Here is a 20741-nt window from a genome sequence, read left to right as displayed (position 1 = left end):
TATGAGATACAATGCGATTCCGGTTTCTTTGTTTATTGAAAACCGAAAAAGATTTACCGAAAAAATGCTGCCAAATAGTTTGGCTATTTTGACTTCAAACGACGTAATGCCTAATAACGCAGATGATGTTATGGGGTTTTCACAAAACAATGATTTATTTTACTTGTCTGGAATTGATCAGGATGAAACCATTTTGGTGCTTTATCCTGATGCTTTTAAAGAAGAAAACAGAGTTATACTTTTTGTAAAAGAAGCAAATGAACATACGCTTCTTTGGGATGGTAATTTTTTGACTAAAGAACAAGCAACAGCTGTTTCCGGAATCCAGAATATCAAATGGCTTCACGAATTTGAAAAGACTTTGCAGCTTTTTGCTTTTGAAGCTGACATTATTTACTTAGGTCATAATGAGCATATCAAAAGAGTAACTGCCGAAATTGAAACCAGACAAGATCGAATGATAAAATGGTGCAAAGAAAAATATCAATTGCATCAATATGATCGTGTGGCAAAAATAACTCGCGAATTGCGTCCAATTAAATCGAACGAGGAAGTTGATTTAATAAAAAAAGCTACAGCACTTAGCGTTGAAGGTTTTCATAGAATTTTAGAAGTAATTCGTCCTAATATAAACGAATATGAATTAGAAGCCGAATTGTTGTACGCCACCGTAAAAAACGGAGGAACGAGACAGGCATTTAGATCAATTGTGGCATCTGGAGTTAATGCCTGTTCGTTGCACTATAACACCAACGATGATATTTGCAGAGAGAATGAAATGGTTCTTGTTGATTTTGGAAGCTGTTATGCCAACTATAATTCTGATACCACAAGATGTATTCCGGTTAACGGAACTTTTAGTCCGAGACAAAAAGAGGTTTACGAATCTGTTTTGCATTGTTTGAAAGAAGGTTCAAAATTATTGAAGCCTGGAGTTTTATCTAAAGATTATGAACTTCAAATGGCAAAATTAATTGAAACTGAATTGGTGAAACTGGGACTTATTACAGAGGAAGAAATTAAATCTCAAGATCCAGAAAAACCTGCTTACAAGAAATATTTCATGCATGGAACTGCACATCATTTAGGACTTGATGTTCATGATGTTGGTTTGTATTCAAGACCTTTTGAAAAAGGAATGGTGCTTACTTGTGAACCTGGAATTTATATTAGAGAAGAAGGAATAGGATGCCGTTTGGAAAATGATTATCTGATAACAGAAAATGGAAATATCAATCTGAGTGAAGCCATGCCAATAGAAATCGCCGAAATTGAAAATTTAATTAAAAATAAAAAGTAAGATGAAAAAGTATTTGTTGTTTCTTCTGTTCGTATGCACCTCTGTTTTTGCGCAGAAGATTGATATTAACAATCTAAATTGGTTGCCAAATTCTCATTCTTTTTGGGTGAATCAAGACAGTAATGTAGTCATTTATGATGTTGATAAGCTAGATAAACAAAACACTATTTTATCGAAAGCGCAATTAGGAGCTGCTGGATTTACTAGCGAAATTGAGCAGTTGGTTTGGAACGATTCAAAAACAAAAGTTTTAGTTTATACTAATTCAAAGAAAGTTTGGAGAGACAATACGAGAGGTGATTACTGGTATTTTGATTTGGCTACAGGAAAAGGAAAACAATTGGGCAAAAACTTGGACGCATCATCCTTAATGTTTGCTAAATTTTCTAGCGATAATGAAAATGTTGCCTATGTTTCAAAACACAACATATATGTTGAAAATCTAATTTCTGGAAAAATCACACCAGTAACAACTGACGGTACAGATAAAATTATTAACGGGACTTTTGATTGGGTTTATGAAGAAGAGCTAGCTGCGCGTGACGGATTCAGATGGAGTCCAGACGGAAAAAGTATTGCTTTTTGGAGAGTAGATGCAACTTCTACCAAATTCCATTTCATGATTAATAATACAGATTCGTTGTATCCGACAATCATTCCAGTAGAATATCCAAAAGCAGGAGATAAACCTTCTTCTGTAAAAATCGGAGTAGTAAATATTGATTCTCTTCAAACCAATTGGTTAGATATTCCAGGTGAACCAGATAATAATTATTTAGTTCGAATGAAATGGCTGAGCAATGAGTCTATTATGGTCGTTCAGCTAAATAGAAACCAGAATCAGGTTACGATGTACGATTGTAATGCAAAATCTGGTGCGGCGAGAGTGATTTATAAAGAAGAATCAGCTGCATGGATAGATGTGTTTGACACTTCTGCTGGTGAATATGATGTTTTTCCTTGCCAGTTTGTAGACAACGGAAAAGCTTTTTTATGGAGCTCTGACGCAGATGGATGGATGCATGTTTACAAAATAAGCCTTGATGGAAAATCGAAAGAGTTAATCACTAAAACTAATTTTGATGCTTATTTTAAAGCCTATAACGAAAAAACAAAAACGATATATTTTATAGCAAGTCCAGAAGATGCTACTCAGCGTTATTTGTATGAAACGAATTTAAGTTCGAAAAAGACAAAAAGAATAACTCCAGCAATTTTTGATGGTACAAACCGATATGTTTTTTCTACAGATGCAGCTTATGCAAGACACACCAATTTTAGCATTTCAAGAGACTACAACCAGAGATTGATTGCTTTGTCGGGGCATCAAAAGATTTATCCAAAAGAAGCAGATGTTTTTGCGGCTCCAAATCGAGATTATTCGATGGAGAAGTTTAAAGTGAAAACAGCAGATGGAGTTGAAATTGATGGAGTAATGGCAAAACCGTTAGACTTTGATCCCTCAAAAAAATATCCTGTTTTCTTTTATGTATATGGAGAACCAATGGCTACAGTGGCTAATGATAGTCCATATTTTAATGGATTCATAAGTGAGTTGATACCAAAAGGATATATCGGAATTGCGATGGATAATAGAGGAACTCCAGCGATGAAAGGAACGCAATGGAGAAAATCAATTTATAAAAATATCGGAATTATTAATACGCGTGATCAAGCAATGGCGGCCAAAGAAGTTTTAAAATGGAACTTCATTGATTCTGACCGTGTAGCAATTCATGGCTGGAGCGGTGGAGGTGCTGTAACTTTAAATCTAATGTTTCAGTATCCAGAGATTTACAAAACAGGCGTTGCCATTGCGGCAGTAACAGATCAGCATTTTTATGATAATATTTATACAGAGCGTTATATGGGATTGCCAGATGAAAATCAGGCAGCATATATTCAAGCTTCTCCTGTAACGCATGCTAAAAATCTGAAAGGAAATTTATTGTATATTCACGGAACAGGCGATGATAATGTGCATTATAAAAACGCAGAAGTTTTAATTAATGAATTGATCAAATACGATAAAATGTTTGATTTAATGATATATCCAAATCGATCTCATAGTATTGATGAAGGAGAAGGAACAGAAAAACATCTGACAGATACTTTTATCAGATTTATTGAAAAAAATTGCCCGCCAGGAGCAAAATAAAAAAAACTACATATCATAAAAAGAGAGGAGAATTTCATCAAATTGAAATTCTCCTTTTTTTATGGATTTATTTCTTTCGGTTTTGAGTTAAGTATTTGATTTTGAAATTTTTTCTAAATGGTAATATAGTAAATGTGTAATTACGAAATTGATATTTATAGGGTAATATAAGCAGGTTTTTCGGTAATATATTATCAGAAAAATTATCTAAAAAGCAAAATATTTGCCACATTAATTATAAAACCATTTTATGAAATTGAAGATTAATTTTAGAAAAATTGCAGTACTCTTTTTTGTACTGTTGACTAAACTGACTTTTGCCCAAGAACGGGTTGTGTCAGGAATTGTTTCAGATGAGAATGGAGTTCCATTGCCAGGTGTTGGAGTACTGGTAAAAGGAACTCAAACAGGTTCTCAGACTGATTTTGATGGGAAATATTCAATAAAAGCTGATGCAAATGCGGTTCTTGTGTTTAGCTTTATTGGAATGCAGACTAAAGAAGTTCCAGCACGCGGCAACAGCATAAACGTAAAAATGACCGCAGGATCTACACAATTGCAAGAAATCGTAGTTACAGCATTGGGACTTAAAAGAGAGAAAAAATCTCTTGGTTATGCAACACAAGAAATAAACGGAGATCAGCTGACAAAAATAAATACAGGTAACGTTTCTAATAATATTTCAGGTAAAATTGCTGGTGTAGAAATTAGACGAAATAATAATATCGGAGGTTCTACCAATGTTGTAATTCGTGGTACTAGTTCGTTAACGGGAAATAATCAAGCATTATGGGTTGTTGATGGAATTATATTGAATAATGACAATACCAATACAGCAGATCAAAAATCAGGTGGAAACAAAGGTGGCTACGATTACGGAAATGCTGCTTCTGATATTAATCCCGACGATATTGAAACCATGAACGTTTTAAAAGGCGCGGCGGCTACAGCATTGTACGGATCAAGAGCGTCAAATGGAGTTATTATCGTGACGCTAAAAAAAGGAAGCAAAACTAAAGGCGGACTAGGATTTGATTTTAGCTCAGGAGTTAATATTGGAGTAGTAGACAAAAAGACTTTACCAGAGTATCAAAAACAATACGGCGGAGGATATGGTGATTTTTATGGCACAGTTGATTTAGGTAGTGGTGTTCATCCTTACACAGCAACCGACGATGCGGCGTGGGGACCAAAATTTGATCCTTCATTGTTAGTTTACAACTGGAATTCGTTCTATCCAGAATTGCCAACTTACGGTAAGGCGACTCCATATACAGCTGTTAAAAATGATCCAAACAGTTTTTATCAAAATAGCTTAACGTATATTAATAGTATATCTTTTTCGGCTGCAAATGATCAAGGAGATTTTAGATTTGGTTATACCAATTACAATCAGCAGCAAGCTATTCTTCCTAATAGCAATAACAGAAAAGACAATTTCAATTTTTCTGGAAGTTATAAAGTTACACCAAAAACGAGAATTTCTACATCAGCAAACTATTTGACATCTGATGCTATTGGAATGAACGAAACAGGATATGGAGATGGAGGAAATAACTACTTAAGCAGTGTTAGACAATGGTATACAACCAATGCAGATTTTAATGATCTTAGAGCGGCTTACGAATTAACAGGCAAAAATACCACATGGAATGTATACGGTCCAACCGATTTAAGAGTTCAGTTTCATGATAACCCATATTTTCAACGTTACAATAATTACAACTCATTAAAAAGAGATCGTTTCTTTGGTAATGTAGTGGTAAAAACAGAAGTTACAAATTGGTTTGATATTATGGGACGTGGTGCCGTAGATTTTTACCATCAATTGCAAGAAGAGCGTATTGCTGTAGGTTCTAAAAGAACACCAAACGGTCTTGGTCAATATTCTAGATATGATAAAAATTTCCGCGAAATCAATTTAGATTTAGCATTAAATTTCAAAACAGGTATTACCGACGGAATCAGTTTTAATGGTATGTTAGGAGGAAACTCTAGACGTTCGGTTAGCAATTCTATCTATGCGTTAACAAATGGAGGATTGGTTGTTCCAGGAATTTATGCTTTGACTAATTCAATTGACGGAATCACAAGTCCAGAAGAACAACAGATAACTCTTGGAACTAATAGTGTTTACGGAATGGCAAGTTTTAATTTTCTTGACACCTATTTCCTTGAAGGAACTTATAGAGTAGATCAATCCTCTACTTTGCCAAAAGACAATAATACCTATTCTTATCCATCCATTACAGCAACTTATATTTTTAGTAATCATATTAAGGCAGATTGGTTGTCATTTGGAAAATTGCGTCTGAATTATGCAGAAACAGGAAACGATGCGCCATTTGCGGTGACTTCTACACTTTATCCTAAAAATTTCAATTTCGGACCTGGTGGAGTTCGTTTTTCTACAGACAATGATAAAAGTAATTCTGATTTGAAAAGTGAGTTGACAAAAGGTGTAGAGGCTGGTCTTGAACTTAAGTTTTTCAAAAACAGATTAGGGGTAGATTTCTCTTACTATAAAACTAATACAACAAATCAGATTCTTTCTATAGAAACTCCAACACAGACAGGGTATACAAGAGCGTGGATCAATGCTGGAAATGTTCAGAACAAAGGATTTGAGGTAACTGTTAACGCAACTCCGATAAAAACGAAAGATTTTTCATGGCAGGCGACAGTAAACTGGTCAACCAATAAAAATGAGGTAATCTCTTTAGGAGGAGCAAGTCAGATTTCATTAGGATCATTCCAAGGAGTAAATTATGTGGCAGAAGTTGGTAAACCAGTAGGACAGCTAGTTGGTTCTGGATACACTTATTTAAACGGAGAAAAAGTAATTCGTTCAAACGGAAGATACTTGCAAACTGCAGGAGCTGTAATTGGTAACGTAGCTCCAGATTGGATTGGTGGTTTTAATAACGTTTTAACGTACAAGAATATTTCTTTCAATTTCTTAATTGATGTTAAAAAAGGCGGGGACGTTTATTCGCTAGATCAGCAATACGGACATGCAACAGGAATTTACGAAAGTACAGTAAGTAAAAATCATAATGGAGTTCCTCAGCGTGAACCAGTTGCTGACGGTGGTGGAGTATTATTAGGTGGTGTAAAACAAGATGGTACGCCAAATGATGTAACGGTAAGCGTAACTGGAGCAGACGGATACTATTTCTACAATTCTATGCCTCAGCAGGAATATGTTTATGATGCATCATATGTAAAACTGCGTGAAGTTGGATTGAGCTACAAACTGCCAAAAAGATTTATAGAAAACACCTTTATTAGTAATATGGTTTTTGCTGTAAACGGAAGCAATCTATGGATCATTCACAAAAACCTTCCTTATGCAGATCCTGAAGCTGGAGCGTCTTCGGGTAATTTACAAGGCTTTCAAACTGGAGTATTGCCAACAACAAAAGAGTACAGTTTTACCATGAAAGTTCAATTCTAAAAAAATAAAGACATGAGAATTATAAAAACAATATTTTTTGCAGGAGCTGTTTTATGTGCGGTAGCTTCATGTGATAACTTAGATGACATGAACAAGAATGAAAAAGCCTATGAAACTGCTCTGCCAAGTGCATTGATGACCAATGCGCAGGTGAATTATGCTTATTTTCTAACAAATGCTTCAGTAAATTCAAATAATTTCAGAGCATATGCGCAACATTGGTCAACGGCAACTTATACAGATGAAGCCAATTACAATCAGGCAAAAAGAAACCTGGGGAGTTCGCATGCTGTAACATTATACAGAGATGTATTGCAGGATTTGACCAATGCGCAAAAACAAATTCAGGAAACAAAAGTACTAGGTCCTGTTGAAGAAGCTGTAAAGAAGAATCAACTTGCTATTTTAGAAGTTCAAATTATAATGGCTTATCAAACTCTGGTAGATTTATTTGGAAATGTGGCTTATTCTGAAGCTTTAGATATTAAAAAATTTCCGCTACCTAAGTATGATGACGCTAAAACCATTTATTTTGATTTGGCTGCTCGTTTGGATGTTGCTATTGCATCTTTGAATGATGGAAATGAAAGTTTCGGAAATGCCGATTTAATTTTTCACGGAGATGTGGCAAAATGGAAAACTTTAGCCAACAGCGTAAAATTGAAGATGGGATTGCATCTTGCCGATGTTGATGCAGTAAAAGCAAAAGCAATGGTAGAAAGTGCTTTTAGTTCAGGAGTTATGAGCAAAGAAGCTGATACTGCACTGTTTCAATACTTTTCTTCAAATGTAGATATGAATCCGCTATATAATAGTTTAGTAAGTGAGAATCAAATTAACATTGCAGAAGTTTTTGTTAATGAATTAAATGGAAAAGAAGATCCAAGACGTGATTTTTTCTTTGATCCAAAATCAAAAATAAATGGGGTGTATAAAGGCGCACCTTATGCACAACAGGTTACTTACGCCAATTATAGCAGTACGGGTGAAAGATTAAGAGAAAAAACAAATCCAGGAGTCATATTCGATTACACCGAAACTTGTTTTTTACTGGCAGAAGCGGCAAGCCGAGGTTTTAGCGTTGGTGCAGATGCAGCTACATATTATAAAAAAGGAATAGAAGCGAGCATGAAATTTTGGAAAGTTTCTGATGCGAATGCTCAAACTTACTTAGCGCGCCCTGATGTTGCTTTCGCTACAGCAGCAGGAACCGATAAGCAAAAAATTGCTTATCAGCTTTGGATCGCCTATTACAATCGTGGTTTTGAAGCATGGACGGAATATCGCAGACTAGATTATCCAATTTTGGTAGCGCCTCCAACAGCAGTACAAGAAGCTGATGGTAAAGTTCCTGTTAGAAATATTTATTCAACATCTGATAAAACGCTAAATACAGCTAATTATGAAGCAGCTTCAACAGCAATTGGCGGAGATTTAATGACAACAAAGATTTTTTGGGACAAATTTTAATTTTGAGTTAGTTTAATTTGTTTTTTGAGCCAGCACTTTTTTAAGTGCTGGCTTTTTGTTTGTCCTAGTATTTGCAAGGGAAGACTGATGTTTTAATTCTGTGAGGTAAGATTTGTTTTTAATGATTTATTATGTGTATTTTTTTTAATATGTGTTTTTTTATGGTTAAAAATGTGATAATTATGTATTAATTCTGAATAAAATACTATCAAAAAAACAGAAGCTTGTGCGGTAATTTTGATTGTTACTAATTAAAAAACCTAAACAAATGAAATTAAAATTACTAATCTGCTTTCTGATTTTCAGTTCAGTGAAAATTAGCGCACAAGGTTTGCCTTGCCGAACAAGCGAAGAAAATGAAAAAATGTATCGGAATAATCCGCATGCACTTCAAGAGAAAAAGAACTTTGATGTTTTCAGTAAAAATTTTGCGGCACAGCGCAAATCTTCAACGGCAAAAGCTGCCGCAGTGACTACTTACACAATTCCAGTAGTATTTCATATTTATGGTGATGTACAAGGAGGAAAAACCGTGACATACGAAAAAATCGTCAACCATTTGGCTCAGCTTAACGATGATTTTAATGGTCGCAACGCAGATTACCAAACTGTTGAACCTTTTTTTCAATCTCGACGCGGAACTTTAAATATAGAATTTAAATTAGCTAAGAAAGATCCAAACGGAGGTTGTACGACAGGTGTTGTTTTTCATCCAACAAAAAATGGCTACGGAAATGGCGGAGGCTACGATGACCAGATCGCTGCTGATGCTTGGGACAATACAAAATATATGAATGTCTATATTCAAAATGATTTGTATAATGACGGAGCTACAAATAATTCAGGTGTGGCTTGGTATCCAAGTTCAGACATGACGGCAAACAATACGGCTCGTGTTGTTTTTAACGGGGCTTATTTATACGATAACTCATATAGTAAAGAATTCTCTGCAACACTGACTCATGAATTTGGTCACTTTTTAAATCTGATTCATACTTTTGAAGGAGGATGCAGCGGCACTGATGAAGTTGCAGATACTCCGGCAGAAGACGGAAATCATACTTTAGGTTGTACTCCAGGAACAAATTGTAGCGGAGATAAAGTAAATTTCGAAAACTACATGGGCTATAATGGCGCACAAGGCTGTTACAAAATGTACACACAAGGTCAGATTGACAGAATGCTAGCTGCTTTAGAACATCCGGCTAGAAAATCGCTTTGGCAGGCACAAAACTTAATCGATACTGGTGTTAATGCAACAGGAAGCACTCTTACTGCATCGGCTGTAGCTTTTAAAGAAGCGATCATAAATGATGGTTCTTTTGATACTTCATCAATAATCAAACTAAACGGAACTAAAACTTTTGCTGTTTCTTCAGGAACTTTAACAGCAGGAACTCATTTTACTCATACTTTTCCAGCAGGAATCACACCTGTACTTACTGTAAACTCCAATAATCAAATCACAGTTACATTAACTGGAAAAGCAACAAATCATGCATTAAGCAACAATGCATCGGGTGGAATTAGTTTTTTACCTGCTGCCTTTACAGGCGGAACAACTGATTTATCTTGTACTTCTCTATACTTCAATTTTAAATTCTCAGATCCATACGGAATCTTTTTTGTAGACATGCCAGACGTAACTGTTTCGTCAGCATTGACTTGGAAGTATTTTGAAATCGCAAAAGGAGATGATCGTGCATTTGGCGGATGGCGCTATGCTGCTAATGCTTTAAAAATTGAAACGTATGCAAAAAGATTAGTTTGTGAAACGGGGACTAGAAATATCTCATTATTGAATTCAAACACAGCTGTTGGTCCAACAAGTAATATGACTGCTCCTGGTGCATATCCAAACCAGTTGGATTTAAGAACGGCGACATATACAAATTGGGACGGAAAAACGGGTTATGTAGGATTTGATTATTTAATGGATGGTCTTACTTGTTATGGATGGTTTAAAGTAAAAGTAAACGCTGATGGTGATGGTTATACAATTTTAGAATATGCTTATAATACAAAACCAAATACTCCAATTTATACAGGAATGAGCGATAAAACGGCAACAGTTTTATCTGCAGATACTTTGTATGAAGCTGAAGTAAATGATGGAAGTATTACTTCAAATACAACAATTAGTCTAGCTACAAATAACGGAACATTTACAAAAAGCAGCGGTACTTTTACTGCAGGAACCGACTATACGATTACTGGTGTGCCAGCTGGTTTAACCGCAGTTTTAACTCTGGAAAGCAATACTAAATCAGTTCTTACTTTTACAGGTAAAGCTACTGCGCACAATACTACAGATAATGCAACTGTTATTGTTACTTTTAAAGATGCCGCAATAACTGGAGGAACAAGTACTTTGGATATGGCTTCTAAAACAATCAATCTGAAATTTGATCCGCCTTACGGAGTGTTTTATGTAAACAATCCTGATTATACAGCTAATGCAGCATCGACTTGGCAATATTTTGATTTGGCTATTGGAGACAATACCGAATATGGTGTTTGGCAATATGCAGCTGCCGCTTTGAAAATGGAAACGTATGGAAAAAGACTGGTTTCTGAAGCTGGAACAAGAAATATATCATTCTTAACACAAGGCACTTCTATTGGAGCTGCCAGTAATTTTGTAGCACCAGGAAATTATCCGAATCAATTAGATTTAAGAACAGCGACATATACAAATTGGGATAATAAAACAGGATATGTTGGTTTTGAATATACAAGCAGAGGTCGTGTTTGCTACGGATGGATGCATGTAAAAGTGGAAGCTGGGGGAGTAGGATATACTGTTTTGGATTTTGCTTATAACACCAAACCAAACGAACCGATTTTAGCTGGAGTTCAGACAACAAATACGGTATTGGCTCCAACAAATTTAACGGCTTCTGTAACGAATTTAGAAGCGGTTCTTAACTGGACTAATAATGCTACAAATGCTACAAATGTAATTATTGAAAGAGCGGGTTCAGATGATGTTTATGCTGAAATTGCGACATTAGCTAGTACTGCGGTGACCTATACCAATACTGGTTTAACTGCTGATACTACTTATAAATATAGAGCGAGAGCAAAATCAGGTGCTGATTATTCTGCTTATTCAAATGTGGTTACTGTGACAATTCCAGCAGCTCCATTATGTGATGCACAAGGAACAAACGGTTACGAATATATAAGTTCTGTAGCAGTAGGAAGTTTTGTAAACGCATCGGGAAAAGAAACTAACGGTTACGCCGATTACACATCGAAAGTGATTACGTTAAATCCGAATGCGAATACAAGCGTTACTTTGACTCCAGGTTTTAGCGGTTCTGCATATACAGAATATTGGGGAGTTTGGATTGATTACAATAAAAACAATCAGTTTGAAGTATCAGAGAGAGTTGTTAATAATGTTTCTTCAAATGCTGCTGTAACAACAAGTTTTACACCTCAATCATTTACAGGAACAACAAGAATGAGAGTGGTTATGAAATACAACGCCAATCCATCTACTACATGCGGAAGTTTAGGCGATGGTGAAATCGAAGATTATACAGTTCAAGCAGGAACTTCTGTACCAACAAATCCTGCAACTTTAACAATTCCTGCTAATCTTAGTAATGCAGGAGTATATTCATCTGGATTTTACGCTTCTTGGGCAACATCAACATATGCTACATCTTATGAAGTGCAATTAAATACTGCATCGGGTTGGACATCAGCCGGAACTTCTACGACATATTATTTATGGATTCCAAAACAAGGAACTCAAACGGTATATGAATTTAGAGTAAAAGCAAAAAATGGTGACGCTTTTAGCGAATGGAGTGCTTCTCACACAATCGATTTGCAATCTGGAAGTCTAGGTTTGCCTGGCTCAGATGTAAATACTGCAAAAGCATTTACAATGTATCCAAATCCAGCTTCTGATGTGGTAAATTTTACTTTTGAAAATATTGATATCAATAAAGTTAAAGTATCAATTTACGATAGTACAGGACATTTAATTGCTACAATGCATAATACAACTGTTTATTCTCTTAAATATTTAAATAAAGGAGTTTATATCGTTGTGGCTACAGATGGAAAGTTTGTAGAAAAGAAAAAATTATTAGTTGAATAATAGTTGATTTAGTTAAAATGAATAGGGTTGTCTTTCTGAGACAGCCCTATTTTTTCTGTTTATTAATGATGTAATATTTCGCTCCTCTGGAGCTTTTTCTGGATTCATAAAATTTATAGCTATAAATATTTTGCTCCGCTGGAGCTTTTTAAATAGGTTAAGAGAAACTGTCTCAAAAGCAAAACAAGTTAGAAATAGCATAAATGGAAAATTTATCCGATAGCTACCGGAATAAAAAAGAGGTTATTTTGGCTTTAAGACTGCACTTGCCTCTTTTATTCCGCTCAGAAGCTCGAAATATAGCCCGTGATTTCAACCACGGGAACGCAATGAATTTCCTCCTCCGCATGTCCCCCGTGGTTGAAACCACGGGCTATATTTGAATATAAATGCGTATAAATAAAAACAATTGAGGCTGTCTCGAAAACTTTTGAGACAGCCTCTTGTTTATTAAACGAGAATTATCTTTGAACCTATAATCCAAACGGATTATCAATACTCTGCATTGGTTCGGTAAACCATTTAGGACCTTCAGCGGTCATATAAAAATGATCTTCATGACGAATACCAAATTGTCCTGGCATACAGATCATAGGTTCATTACTAACCACCATTCCTTCTTTTAGAATAGTTTGATTGCCTCTTACCAAATAAGGATATTCATGAATATCTAAACCTGTCCCGTGCCCCACTCGGTGTGGCAAACCTGGAATTTCGTAATCTCCACTCAAACCCGCTTCTGCCAAAACTTTACGCGCAGCATCATCTACAGAGCCACATGTTGCTCCAATTTGCGCAGCATCAAAAGCCGCTTTTTGAGTTGCTTTTTCAAGATTCCATATTTTTCTGTGATCATCATTTGGAGTTCCGTAAACATAAGTTCTAGTAATGTCAGACAAATAGCCTTCTAAACGGCATCCAGTATCAATTAAAACCACATCATTTTCAACTAAATTTTGAGGAGCAGTAACTCCATGCGGATATTGCGAATCTTCTCCAAAAAGAACAATACAGAAATAAGAACCAGAAGAAATTCCAGCCTTAATATGTGCTCTATGTATAAAATCGACAACGGTACTTACTGGAATTCCTGGATATAAAATCTTAGCCGCCGCTTTTTGAACCGTCATCGTAATTTCTTTAGCTTTTTGAATAATAGCAATCTCATTTGCCGATTTATGCATTCGGCATCCTGCTGTTATTGGCTGAGCATTTACAAAACTAAAGTTTGAATTTGCTTTTGAGATTCCATCAATTAGAAAAAAAGCTGCAGATTCATCCAACGCAATATTGCCATCAGAAATATTTTTACTTTTCAGAATACTCCCAAATAATTCAGAAGGGCTTTCATGTTCTTCCCAGAAGTTCAAGTTTCCTTTAATTTGCATAAAAGTTTTAAACGTTCCTTCTTCAAATTTTGGAACAATATATTCAACTGTTTCATCCTCAAAAAGTATAGCTCCAACCATACGTTCAGACGGATTCCATTTTGTTCCTGTAAAATAATATAAGTTCGTTCCTGCATTTACATAAAGCGCTTTGCAGTTTTGCTCTTTCATTAAAGTAATCGCTTTTTTGATGCGTTGTTTATACTCTGGAAGTGCGATTGGCACGACATCAAGTGTCATGTTTTGTATTTTTCCTAATTCGATATCTATAGTTGATCCGCCAACTCCAATTGTCATTTTTTTATTTTTTAGTTATTATTTAATATGCTGTAATTTATACAAAGCTCAAATTTTCAATAAAATTAAAGGAATATTTCTATTTTGTCCTATGTTGATGCAAACAAGATAAAATATTATATTTTAAGGGTAATATAGTATCAGTTTTTGCTTTGTATTGCGCTTACTTTTAAAATTTCAAAATAACAAGATTAAAATGAATCGAAAATCCTTTATTATTACGCTGTTCTTTCTTTGTTTGAATTATTTTGCCGTTTCTGCGCAGGAATCTTCAGCAGATCTTCAGCAAAAACTAACCGAATTATTCCCCAAAGCCATTATCACCCGAATTGATAATTTAGAAAATTTTACAGAGTCTTATCAATTAATTTTAGACCAACCTTTAGATCATAAGCATCCAGAAAAAGGGACTTTTCAACATTATATTTATCTTTCGCATTTAGGTTATGACAGACCAACAGTAATTGAAACTCATGGTTATAATACGAATAATATTAAAAGCGAAGTCAGTAGTCTGTTACAAGCAAATCAGGTTGCGGTTGAATATCGTTTTTACGGAAAATCAAGACCAAATCCGATTCAATGGGAGTATTTAACCAATGATCAGGCCATTGAAGATTATCATAGCATTGTGACAAAATTGAAGAAAATATACTCAGGAAAATGGATTTCAACTGGAATTAGTAAAGGAGGAGAAACATCCTTAATTTATAAATCAATATACCCAGAAGATGTTGATGTGGCAATGCCTTACGTAGCGCCACTAATTAATACTTGTGAAGATCCAAGGACTATAACTCATACAAGAACAGTTGGAACAGAAGAATGTAGAGCAAAAATAACGGCTTTTCAAAGAGCTGTTTTGCAAAATAGAGAAGCTGTCTTAGAGGTTTTTAAAGACTTTTCAGTTGAGAAAAAAATGCAATTTACAGAAGTTCCTTTTGCTGAAGCACTAGAATACGCTGTTTTAGAATTTCCTTTTTCGTTTTGGCAGTGGGGTGGAAAATGTGATGAGGTTCCGCCAGTAAACGCTTCTGCAAAAGAGCTTTTTGACTATTTGAATAAAATTGTTGGAGTAGGAACCTACAACGATAAAATGTCGTTTGTCTATTTACCGTCTTATTATCAGCATTTAAGCGAATTGGGTTATTATGGTTTTGATCTAGAACCTGTCGCCAATTTGTTAACTATTGTTAAAAGCAGTTCTAATGCGCGATTTGCACCTAAGGATGTCGCAATTAAATACAATCCGAAATACATAAAAAAGGTGCGTAAATATGTTGAAAATAAAGGTGATAAAATTTTATATGTCTATGGAGGATACGATACTTGGTTCTCTTGTTCGCCAACTCCAAAATCGGGTGTTGATGCTCTGAAAATGGTACTTCCAGAAGGAAGCCATTCGACCAGAGTCAAAGATTTTCCTGAGAACGACCAGAAATTGATTATGGATACTTTACATAAATGGCTTAATTAAAGGTTGACAGTTAAACTTTTAATTTACTATTGCGATTACATTTCTGATAATTTTTGTCAAATGAGTTTTCATTTGGCAGAAATTATCTTTTTTTATGGCTATTCTTAATAAAATAAAAAAAGAGGAGGTGAAAAGGAATTATATTAACACTAGATGTAGCATTTCAACATTAAATCAGGTATTTTAAACGAAAATTAACATATAATTTTGTTGTTTTCAGATATTTATAATATCTTTAACTTATGATATGGGAATTGTATAAACTTTGTGTATAATTTTGCAACACTAAATTAACAATTACCCCAAATTATGAATATTAACTTAACTGTCTGCCTAATATGAGAGTATTTTTAATGGCACTGCTTTTTTCCTTGAGTTCTTTCACTTCTATAAGTATGTGGGATGAGGATGAGATTTTAAGCGAAGTTGAATTTGCAAGACTTAATGAGCATGTAAATGAAATTAAGGCTTTTACAGCTGCTAATCACAAGTATAGCAACAAAATTGCTTTTCTTGTAGATATGAAGATTAAATCAGGAAAAAATCGTTTTTTTGTTTACGATCTAGAGAATAATCAAATTCTTGATCAAGGTTTAGTTGCCCATGGTAAAGGTTCTGAAACAGGAATAAAAGGAGACATTTTACAATTTAGTAATTCTCCAGAATCTAACTGCACTTCGCTGGGAAGATATTCAGTAGAAAAACCATATAAAGGAATATTTGGAAAAGCCTTCAGACTTGCAGGATTAGACGAAACAAATAGTAATGCCATGAAACGCGCCATTGTATTGCATTCTTATAAAGAGGTTCCATCAGATGAAAAAGAATACTATATAATCAATAGTCACGGTTGCCCAATGGTTAGTCAAGAGTTTTTAGGTAGACTTTCAAAATATATCGAAAGCACAAATTCAAAAATCTTACTTTCTGTATATTATTAAAAAGAAACAGCAAATATAAATTTAAAAGAGAACTTAGGTTCTCTTTTTTTATGTCAAATAGTTGCCAATTTTATTTATTTTTTATTTTCTAAACCATTGCTGCTTTCTGAAAATGCTCATTATCAGTAATAAATTAGGATAAACTTAACTTGTATGATAAGGTAGTTAGAAAATACAAGTTGTAAATTAGTAGGATAGTAATCAAAAGTTTATTTTATGAAAGCAGTACGTTTTTTTGGACACAAAGATGTCCGTGTTGTTAATGATATTGAAAGACCGGTTCCTAAAGGTGATGAAGTTTTGTTAAAGATTGGTGGAGCAGGTGTCTGCCATTCAGATTTGCACATTATCGATGAAGGAACAGTGGTTGGAACAGTTTTTACGTTAGGACATGAAAATGCTGGATGGATCGAAGAAATTGGAGAAAATGTCGAAGGGTACAAAAAAGGAGATGCCGTTCTGGTATACGGTCCTTGGGGATGCGGGCATTGTAAACCTTGCCAGCAGTCAAAAGAAAATTATTGTGATCATCAATCGGAGCAAGCGTATGGTGGCGGATTAGGATTAGACGGTGGTATGGCTGAGTATATGCTGGTTCCGTCTTCTAGACTTCTAGTGCCTATATTTGACTTAGATCCTGTTATTGCAGCTCCGTTAACAGATGCTGCACTTACACCTTATTCTGCAATTAAACGTTCGCTTCCTAAATTAATGGCTGATGAATATGTTGTGGTAATTGGTGTTGGCGGATTAGGTCACGTTGCGTTACAGATATTAAGAGAAATAAGCGGAGCCGAAATTATTGCTTGTGATGTTACCGAAGACAAACTTGCTTTTGCAAAAGAACTAGGAGCAGCTTATGCAGTAAATTCTAAAGATACTGATGCAGCAGAACAAATTCAGAAAATTACGGGAATCAAAAAAGCAAAAGTAGTGCTTGATTTTGTTGGGGCAACTTCTACGATAGATTTAGGAACAAAAGTAGTAAGCCTTGATGGTGATCTTACCATTGTTGGTCTTGGCGGTGGACATTATCAATATAGCATGAACGTTTTGCCTTTTGGTGTAAGCATGACCAATCCGTATTGGGGATCAAGAACAGAACTAATGGAAGTGGTGGGACTTGCGAGACAAAAGAAAATTCATATAGAAATTGAAAAACATAAACTTGACGATGCCAATGAAGTATACGATAGGATGCGCCAAGGAAAAATAAAAGGTAGAGCTGTTTTAATACCTTAAAATTATATTTAAAGATTAAAAAATAGGTTTATATTTGCACATCAAATCAAGCAAATGAAAAATATAATTAACATCGCTTTTATTATTATCACAATTATCATTCGATAGTGGTGTAGGGATGTTATATAAATAAATCAAAATATATTATTTAAAACCTCCCTAATACGGGAGGTTTTTTTGTTTACAGCAATTATGAAAAATTTAGTTCAAAATAGCATTATTATTTCAATTATCATTATTCGTATCACATGACGAGTCAGGATTCTATTGTCTATTCATAAAAGCCTTTCTCAGTCAAATGTGAAAGGCTTTTTTATTTCTCAGTAACTCATTTAAAAAAAACACAAATAAAAAACAATGAAAAACGAATTTACTCTAACTATTTACTCCGAAGATCAAATAAGATTAATAAGCAAATTATCTAGTATGTTTTTAAGGAAACAAATACAGATTTTAAGTCTTAATATGTCTATTTGCGAAATTGATAATATGTACCGACATACCATCGTAGTAAATGAAACGCTAGACCAAATTATTAATCTAACAGCACAGATAGAGAAAATTATCGAAGTTTATAAATGTTATTATCATATAAATGAAGAAATTGTTTTTATGCAGACGGCGTTATTTAAGGTTTCTACAGTTTTATTTATGACAAATGGGGACACGGAACTCATGCTTCGTGAAAACGATCTTAAAATTGCTGAAATACAAAAAGAATATACCATATTACAGGCTATAGGAACGGATGATGAAATAGTATGTTTAACTGAGAAATTAAACCCATTCGGGTTGATTGAATTTGTAGCAAGCTCGAGAATTGCTCTTGAAAAATCTAATAAAGGGTTTTGTACGGAAATGTAAAGAATAATCGGATTCTGTTTTTTCTTGCAGAAACCTTGCTGTTTTTCTTCAATATTTCTTATTTTTAATAGTCATTACTAAAGCCACTAGAGTATGATTTTAGATACCAAACGTTTATTGTTTTTTTTCTTGTTGAGTTTGACTTTGCTGATAAACACCAATACAGCCAAAGCGCAGCTTTTAGGAACTGCAAAGACAACAGAAGAACCAGCTAAGATTCCAGATGATTCACTTGGCAGAAGAACACCTCAAGGAACTGTCAATGGATTCATTAAAGCGCTTGGCGATCAGAATTATCTGCGTGCGAGTCAGTATCTTGTGTTAAGCAAACGGTCGTATCGTAAAACAGCAGAGAGGATAAGAATAGCAAAGACTTTTCAGCAGCTGTTGGATCAGGGCGGTAATTTCTCACCATCATCAATTTTAAGTAATAAAGAATTAGGGCGAATAGACGATAATCTGGCAACAGGCATAGATTTGGTCGGAAATATCTCTACAGACAAAATAAACATACAGCTTTATTTAGAAAATCAGTCAGATGATAGCCAACCTGCTTTATGGCTTTTTTCTGCTGAAACTATAGAAGCAATTCTTGCGGCAGATGTGAGCGGAGAAAAAACTTTTTTAGATAGAGTTTTGCCTAGATTCTTAAAAGATCGAAAATTAGGAAATGTTCCAATTGGCCATTGGGGAGTAGTGGTGGTGATGGCGGTAGTTACTTATTTATTGTCGAGACTCCTCATTTTTGTGCTCATTTTTCTGATTCAAAAAGTTTGGAAAAAAGCAGATACTGAAAAAGGAACGGCGATAATAGATGCATTTACGCTTCCAGTTCAAATGTATCTTACGGTTATGTTATTTGTGGCATTGACACAGCGCATGGGAATTTCGATAATAGTTCGCCAGCGTTTTAGCATCATCATAATTACAATCGGAATTATAGCTTTCTTGATCCTGCTGTGGAGAATGACCGATTTTGTGAGCATGTATACTCGAAGCAGAATGAGCAACAGTGGCCGAGCTTCTGCAGTATCTGCGGTATTGTTTTTAAGCCGTACTATGAAAGCTGCAATTGTCGTAATCGGAATAATTGCAATCTTGGGAATTATTGGCGTAGATGTTACAGCAGGACTTGCAGCACTAGGAATTGGGGGGATTGCATTGGCTTTGGGAGCACAAAAAACAATAGAAAATTTTGTGGGGAGTGTGAGTCTTATTGCAGATCAGCCATTGCGTGTGGGTGATTATTGCCGAATTGACGATATAAAAGGAACCGTAGAAGCAATCGGAATGCGTTCTACAACGCTTCGCACAGCAGCTCGTACGATTGTAACAATTCCGAATGGACAGCTTTCGGCTAGTAAAATAGAAAATTATGCACATCGCGACCGTTTTATATTCAATCCGATTTTTGGTTTTAGAATGGAAACCACTCCAGATCAGATGCGTTATCTGCTTGTCGAGTTAAAGTCTTTGCTGTATGCGCATCCAGCGGTTCTAAATTCACCTCCTATAGTCCGTTTTACTGGAATTACAGCCGATGCTCTGAAAGTTGAAATTACAGCTTATATAGAAGCCATAAACCTAGAAACATCGCAAGAAGTTCAGGAAGATCTTTTATTGAGAATGTTGGATATTATAGAAAAAAGCGGAACTTCTTTGGCTTATCCTTCACAGACCTTATACATGACACGTGATACTCCTTTTTCAAAAGAAAAAGCAGATGAAATCTCTGAAACAGTTCAAAAATGGAAGAAAGACAATGACTTGCAGCTTCCTAAATTTGATCCGAAACGGGTTGAAGAATTAAGAGGAACTATAAAATATCCTGGAGAAGGAAGTTATAATCCTGATGACGAGGAAACTTTGTTGTAAAGAGGAAGCTGCCTCAAAAGGATAGTTCTTTTCTGTAAGCTTCAGGGAAGCGAAATATTTATAGCAAACGTTAAATGTTTACAACATAAAGCTCCGTAGGAGCGACATATTTTTTTGTAATCTAAATATATGTCGCTCCTCTGGAGCTTTTTTTA

The 20741-nt window shown here is 35.0% G+C and carries 11 protein-coding genes; 10 read left to right on the top strand and 1 reads right to left on the bottom strand.

The genetic code is table 11. The features are described from left to right. Position 1 precedes the first annotated feature (1 nt). From AC5ZCW_RS18615 to AC5ZCW_RS18595, 5 genes are all read left to right on the top strand, one after another. Complete coding sequence (locus AC5ZCW_RS18615; RefSeq protein ID WP_496121196.1) at positions 2–1300, top strand: aminopeptidase P N-terminal domain-containing protein; 1299 nt, start codon at positions 2–4, stop codon at positions 1298–1300. Between the two features lies 1 nt (position 1301). Next, positions 1302–3458: a S9 family peptidase gene (locus AC5ZCW_RS18610; RefSeq protein ID WP_496121195.1), complete on the top strand. Its 2157-nt coding sequence runs from the start codon at positions 1302–1304 to the stop codon at positions 3456–3458. Positions 3459–3708: 250 nt separating this feature from the next. After that, positions 3709–6915 (top strand): SusC/RagA family TonB-linked outer membrane protein, encoded by a 3207-nt coding sequence (locus AC5ZCW_RS18605; RefSeq protein ID WP_343544691.1) that lies wholly within the window; start codon positions 3709–3711, stop codon positions 6913–6915. A 12-nt stretch (positions 6916–6927) separates the two neighbouring features. Then, complete coding sequence (locus tag AC5ZCW_RS18600) at positions 6928–8385, top strand: SusD/RagB family nutrient-binding outer membrane lipoprotein (RefSeq protein ID WP_343544690.1); 1458 nt, start codon at positions 6928–6930, stop codon at positions 8383–8385. Positions 8386–8653: 268 nt separating this feature from the next. Then, positions 8654–12502 (top strand): M43 family zinc metalloprotease, encoded by a 3849-nt coding sequence (locus AC5ZCW_RS18595; RefSeq protein WP_496121194.1) that lies wholly within the window; start codon positions 8654–8656, stop codon positions 12500–12502. Between the two features lie 473 nt (positions 12503–12975). Here AC5ZCW_RS18595 and AC5ZCW_RS18590 read toward each other — a convergent pair whose 3' ends face one another. Then, the gene (locus tag AC5ZCW_RS18590) at positions 12976–14187 is read right to left on the bottom strand and encodes a M24 family metallopeptidase (RefSeq protein WP_496121192.1); all 1212 of its coding nucleotides are present in this window, start codon (positions 14185–14187) and stop codon (positions 12976–12978) included. 196 nt (positions 14188–14383) lie between these two features. On the opposite strand from AC5ZCW_RS18590, the gene AC5ZCW_RS18585 reads away from it, so the two are divergent. The 5 genes from AC5ZCW_RS18585 (at position 14384) to AC5ZCW_RS18565 (ending at position 20586) form a co-directional block, all read left to right on the top strand. Beyond that, entirely contained in the window at positions 14384–15664 is a 1281-nt protein-coding gene (locus tag AC5ZCW_RS18585; protein ID WP_496121190.1) for a S28 family serine protease, read from the top strand. Positions 15665–16002: 338 nt separating this feature from the next. Continuing rightward, positions 16003–16605: a murein L,D-transpeptidase catalytic domain-containing protein gene (locus AC5ZCW_RS18580; protein WP_281632817.1), complete on the top strand. Its 603-nt coding sequence runs from the start codon at positions 16003–16005 to the stop codon at positions 16603–16605. A 216-nt stretch (positions 16606–16821) separates the two neighbouring features. After that, entirely contained in the window at positions 16822–17847 is a 1026-nt protein-coding gene (locus AC5ZCW_RS18575) for an NAD(P)-dependent alcohol dehydrogenase (RefSeq protein WP_496121189.1), read from the top strand. Between the two features lie 357 nt (positions 17848–18204). Continuing rightward, positions 18205–18711 (top strand): acetolactate synthase small subunit, encoded by a 507-nt coding sequence (locus AC5ZCW_RS18570; RefSeq protein WP_496121187.1) that lies wholly within the window; start codon positions 18205–18207, stop codon positions 18709–18711. Positions 18712–18804: 93 nt separating this feature from the next. Further along, a complete protein-coding gene (locus AC5ZCW_RS18565; protein ID WP_496121186.1) occupies positions 18805–20586 on the top strand; it encodes a mechanosensitive ion channel family protein in 1782 nt (593 codons plus the stop codon). The last annotated feature ends 155 nt before the right edge of the window (positions 20587–20741 follow it).

It is taken from the genome of Flavobacterium sp. PLA-DH12, assembly GCF_059511845.1.
The sequence above is the reverse complement of the archived record's forward strand: the minus strand, read 5'-3'. Positions and strand labels throughout refer to the sequence as shown.

Coding starts and splice junctions, on each gene's coding strand:
- AC5ZCW_RS18595 (WP_496121194.1), top strand. CDS start 8,654: ATGAAATTAAAATTACTAATCTGCTTTCTGATTTTCAGTTCAGTGAAA.
- AC5ZCW_RS18590 (WP_496121192.1), bottom strand. CDS start 14,187: ATGACAATTGGAGTTGGCGGATCAACTATAGATATCGAATTAGGAAAA.
- AC5ZCW_RS18615 (WP_496121196.1), top strand. CDS start 2: ATGAGATACAATGCGATTCCGGTTTCTTTGTTTATTGAAAACCGAAAA.
- AC5ZCW_RS18580 (WP_281632817.1), top strand. CDS start 16,003: ATGAGAGTATTTTTAATGGCACTGCTTTTTTCCTTGAGTTCTTTCACT.
- AC5ZCW_RS18610 (WP_496121195.1), top strand. CDS start 1,302: ATGAAAAAGTATTTGTTGTTTCTTCTGTTCGTATGCACCTCTGTTTTT.
- AC5ZCW_RS18570 (WP_496121187.1), top strand. CDS start 18,205: ATGAAAAACGAATTTACTCTAACTATTTACTCCGAAGATCAAATAAGA.
- AC5ZCW_RS18605 (WP_343544691.1), top strand. CDS start 3,709: ATGAAATTGAAGATTAATTTTAGAAAAATTGCAGTACTCTTTTTTGTA.
- AC5ZCW_RS18600 (WP_343544690.1), top strand. CDS start 6,928: ATGAGAATTATAAAAACAATATTTTTTGCAGGAGCTGTTTTATGTGCG.
- AC5ZCW_RS18565 (WP_496121186.1), top strand. CDS start 18,805: ATGATTTTAGATACCAAACGTTTATTGTTTTTTTTCTTGTTGAGTTTG.
- AC5ZCW_RS18585 (WP_496121190.1), top strand. CDS start 14,384: ATGAATCGAAAATCCTTTATTATTACGCTGTTCTTTCTTTGTTTGAAT.
- AC5ZCW_RS18575 (WP_496121189.1), top strand. CDS start 16,822: ATGAAAGCAGTACGTTTTTTTGGACACAAAGATGTCCGTGTTGTTAAT.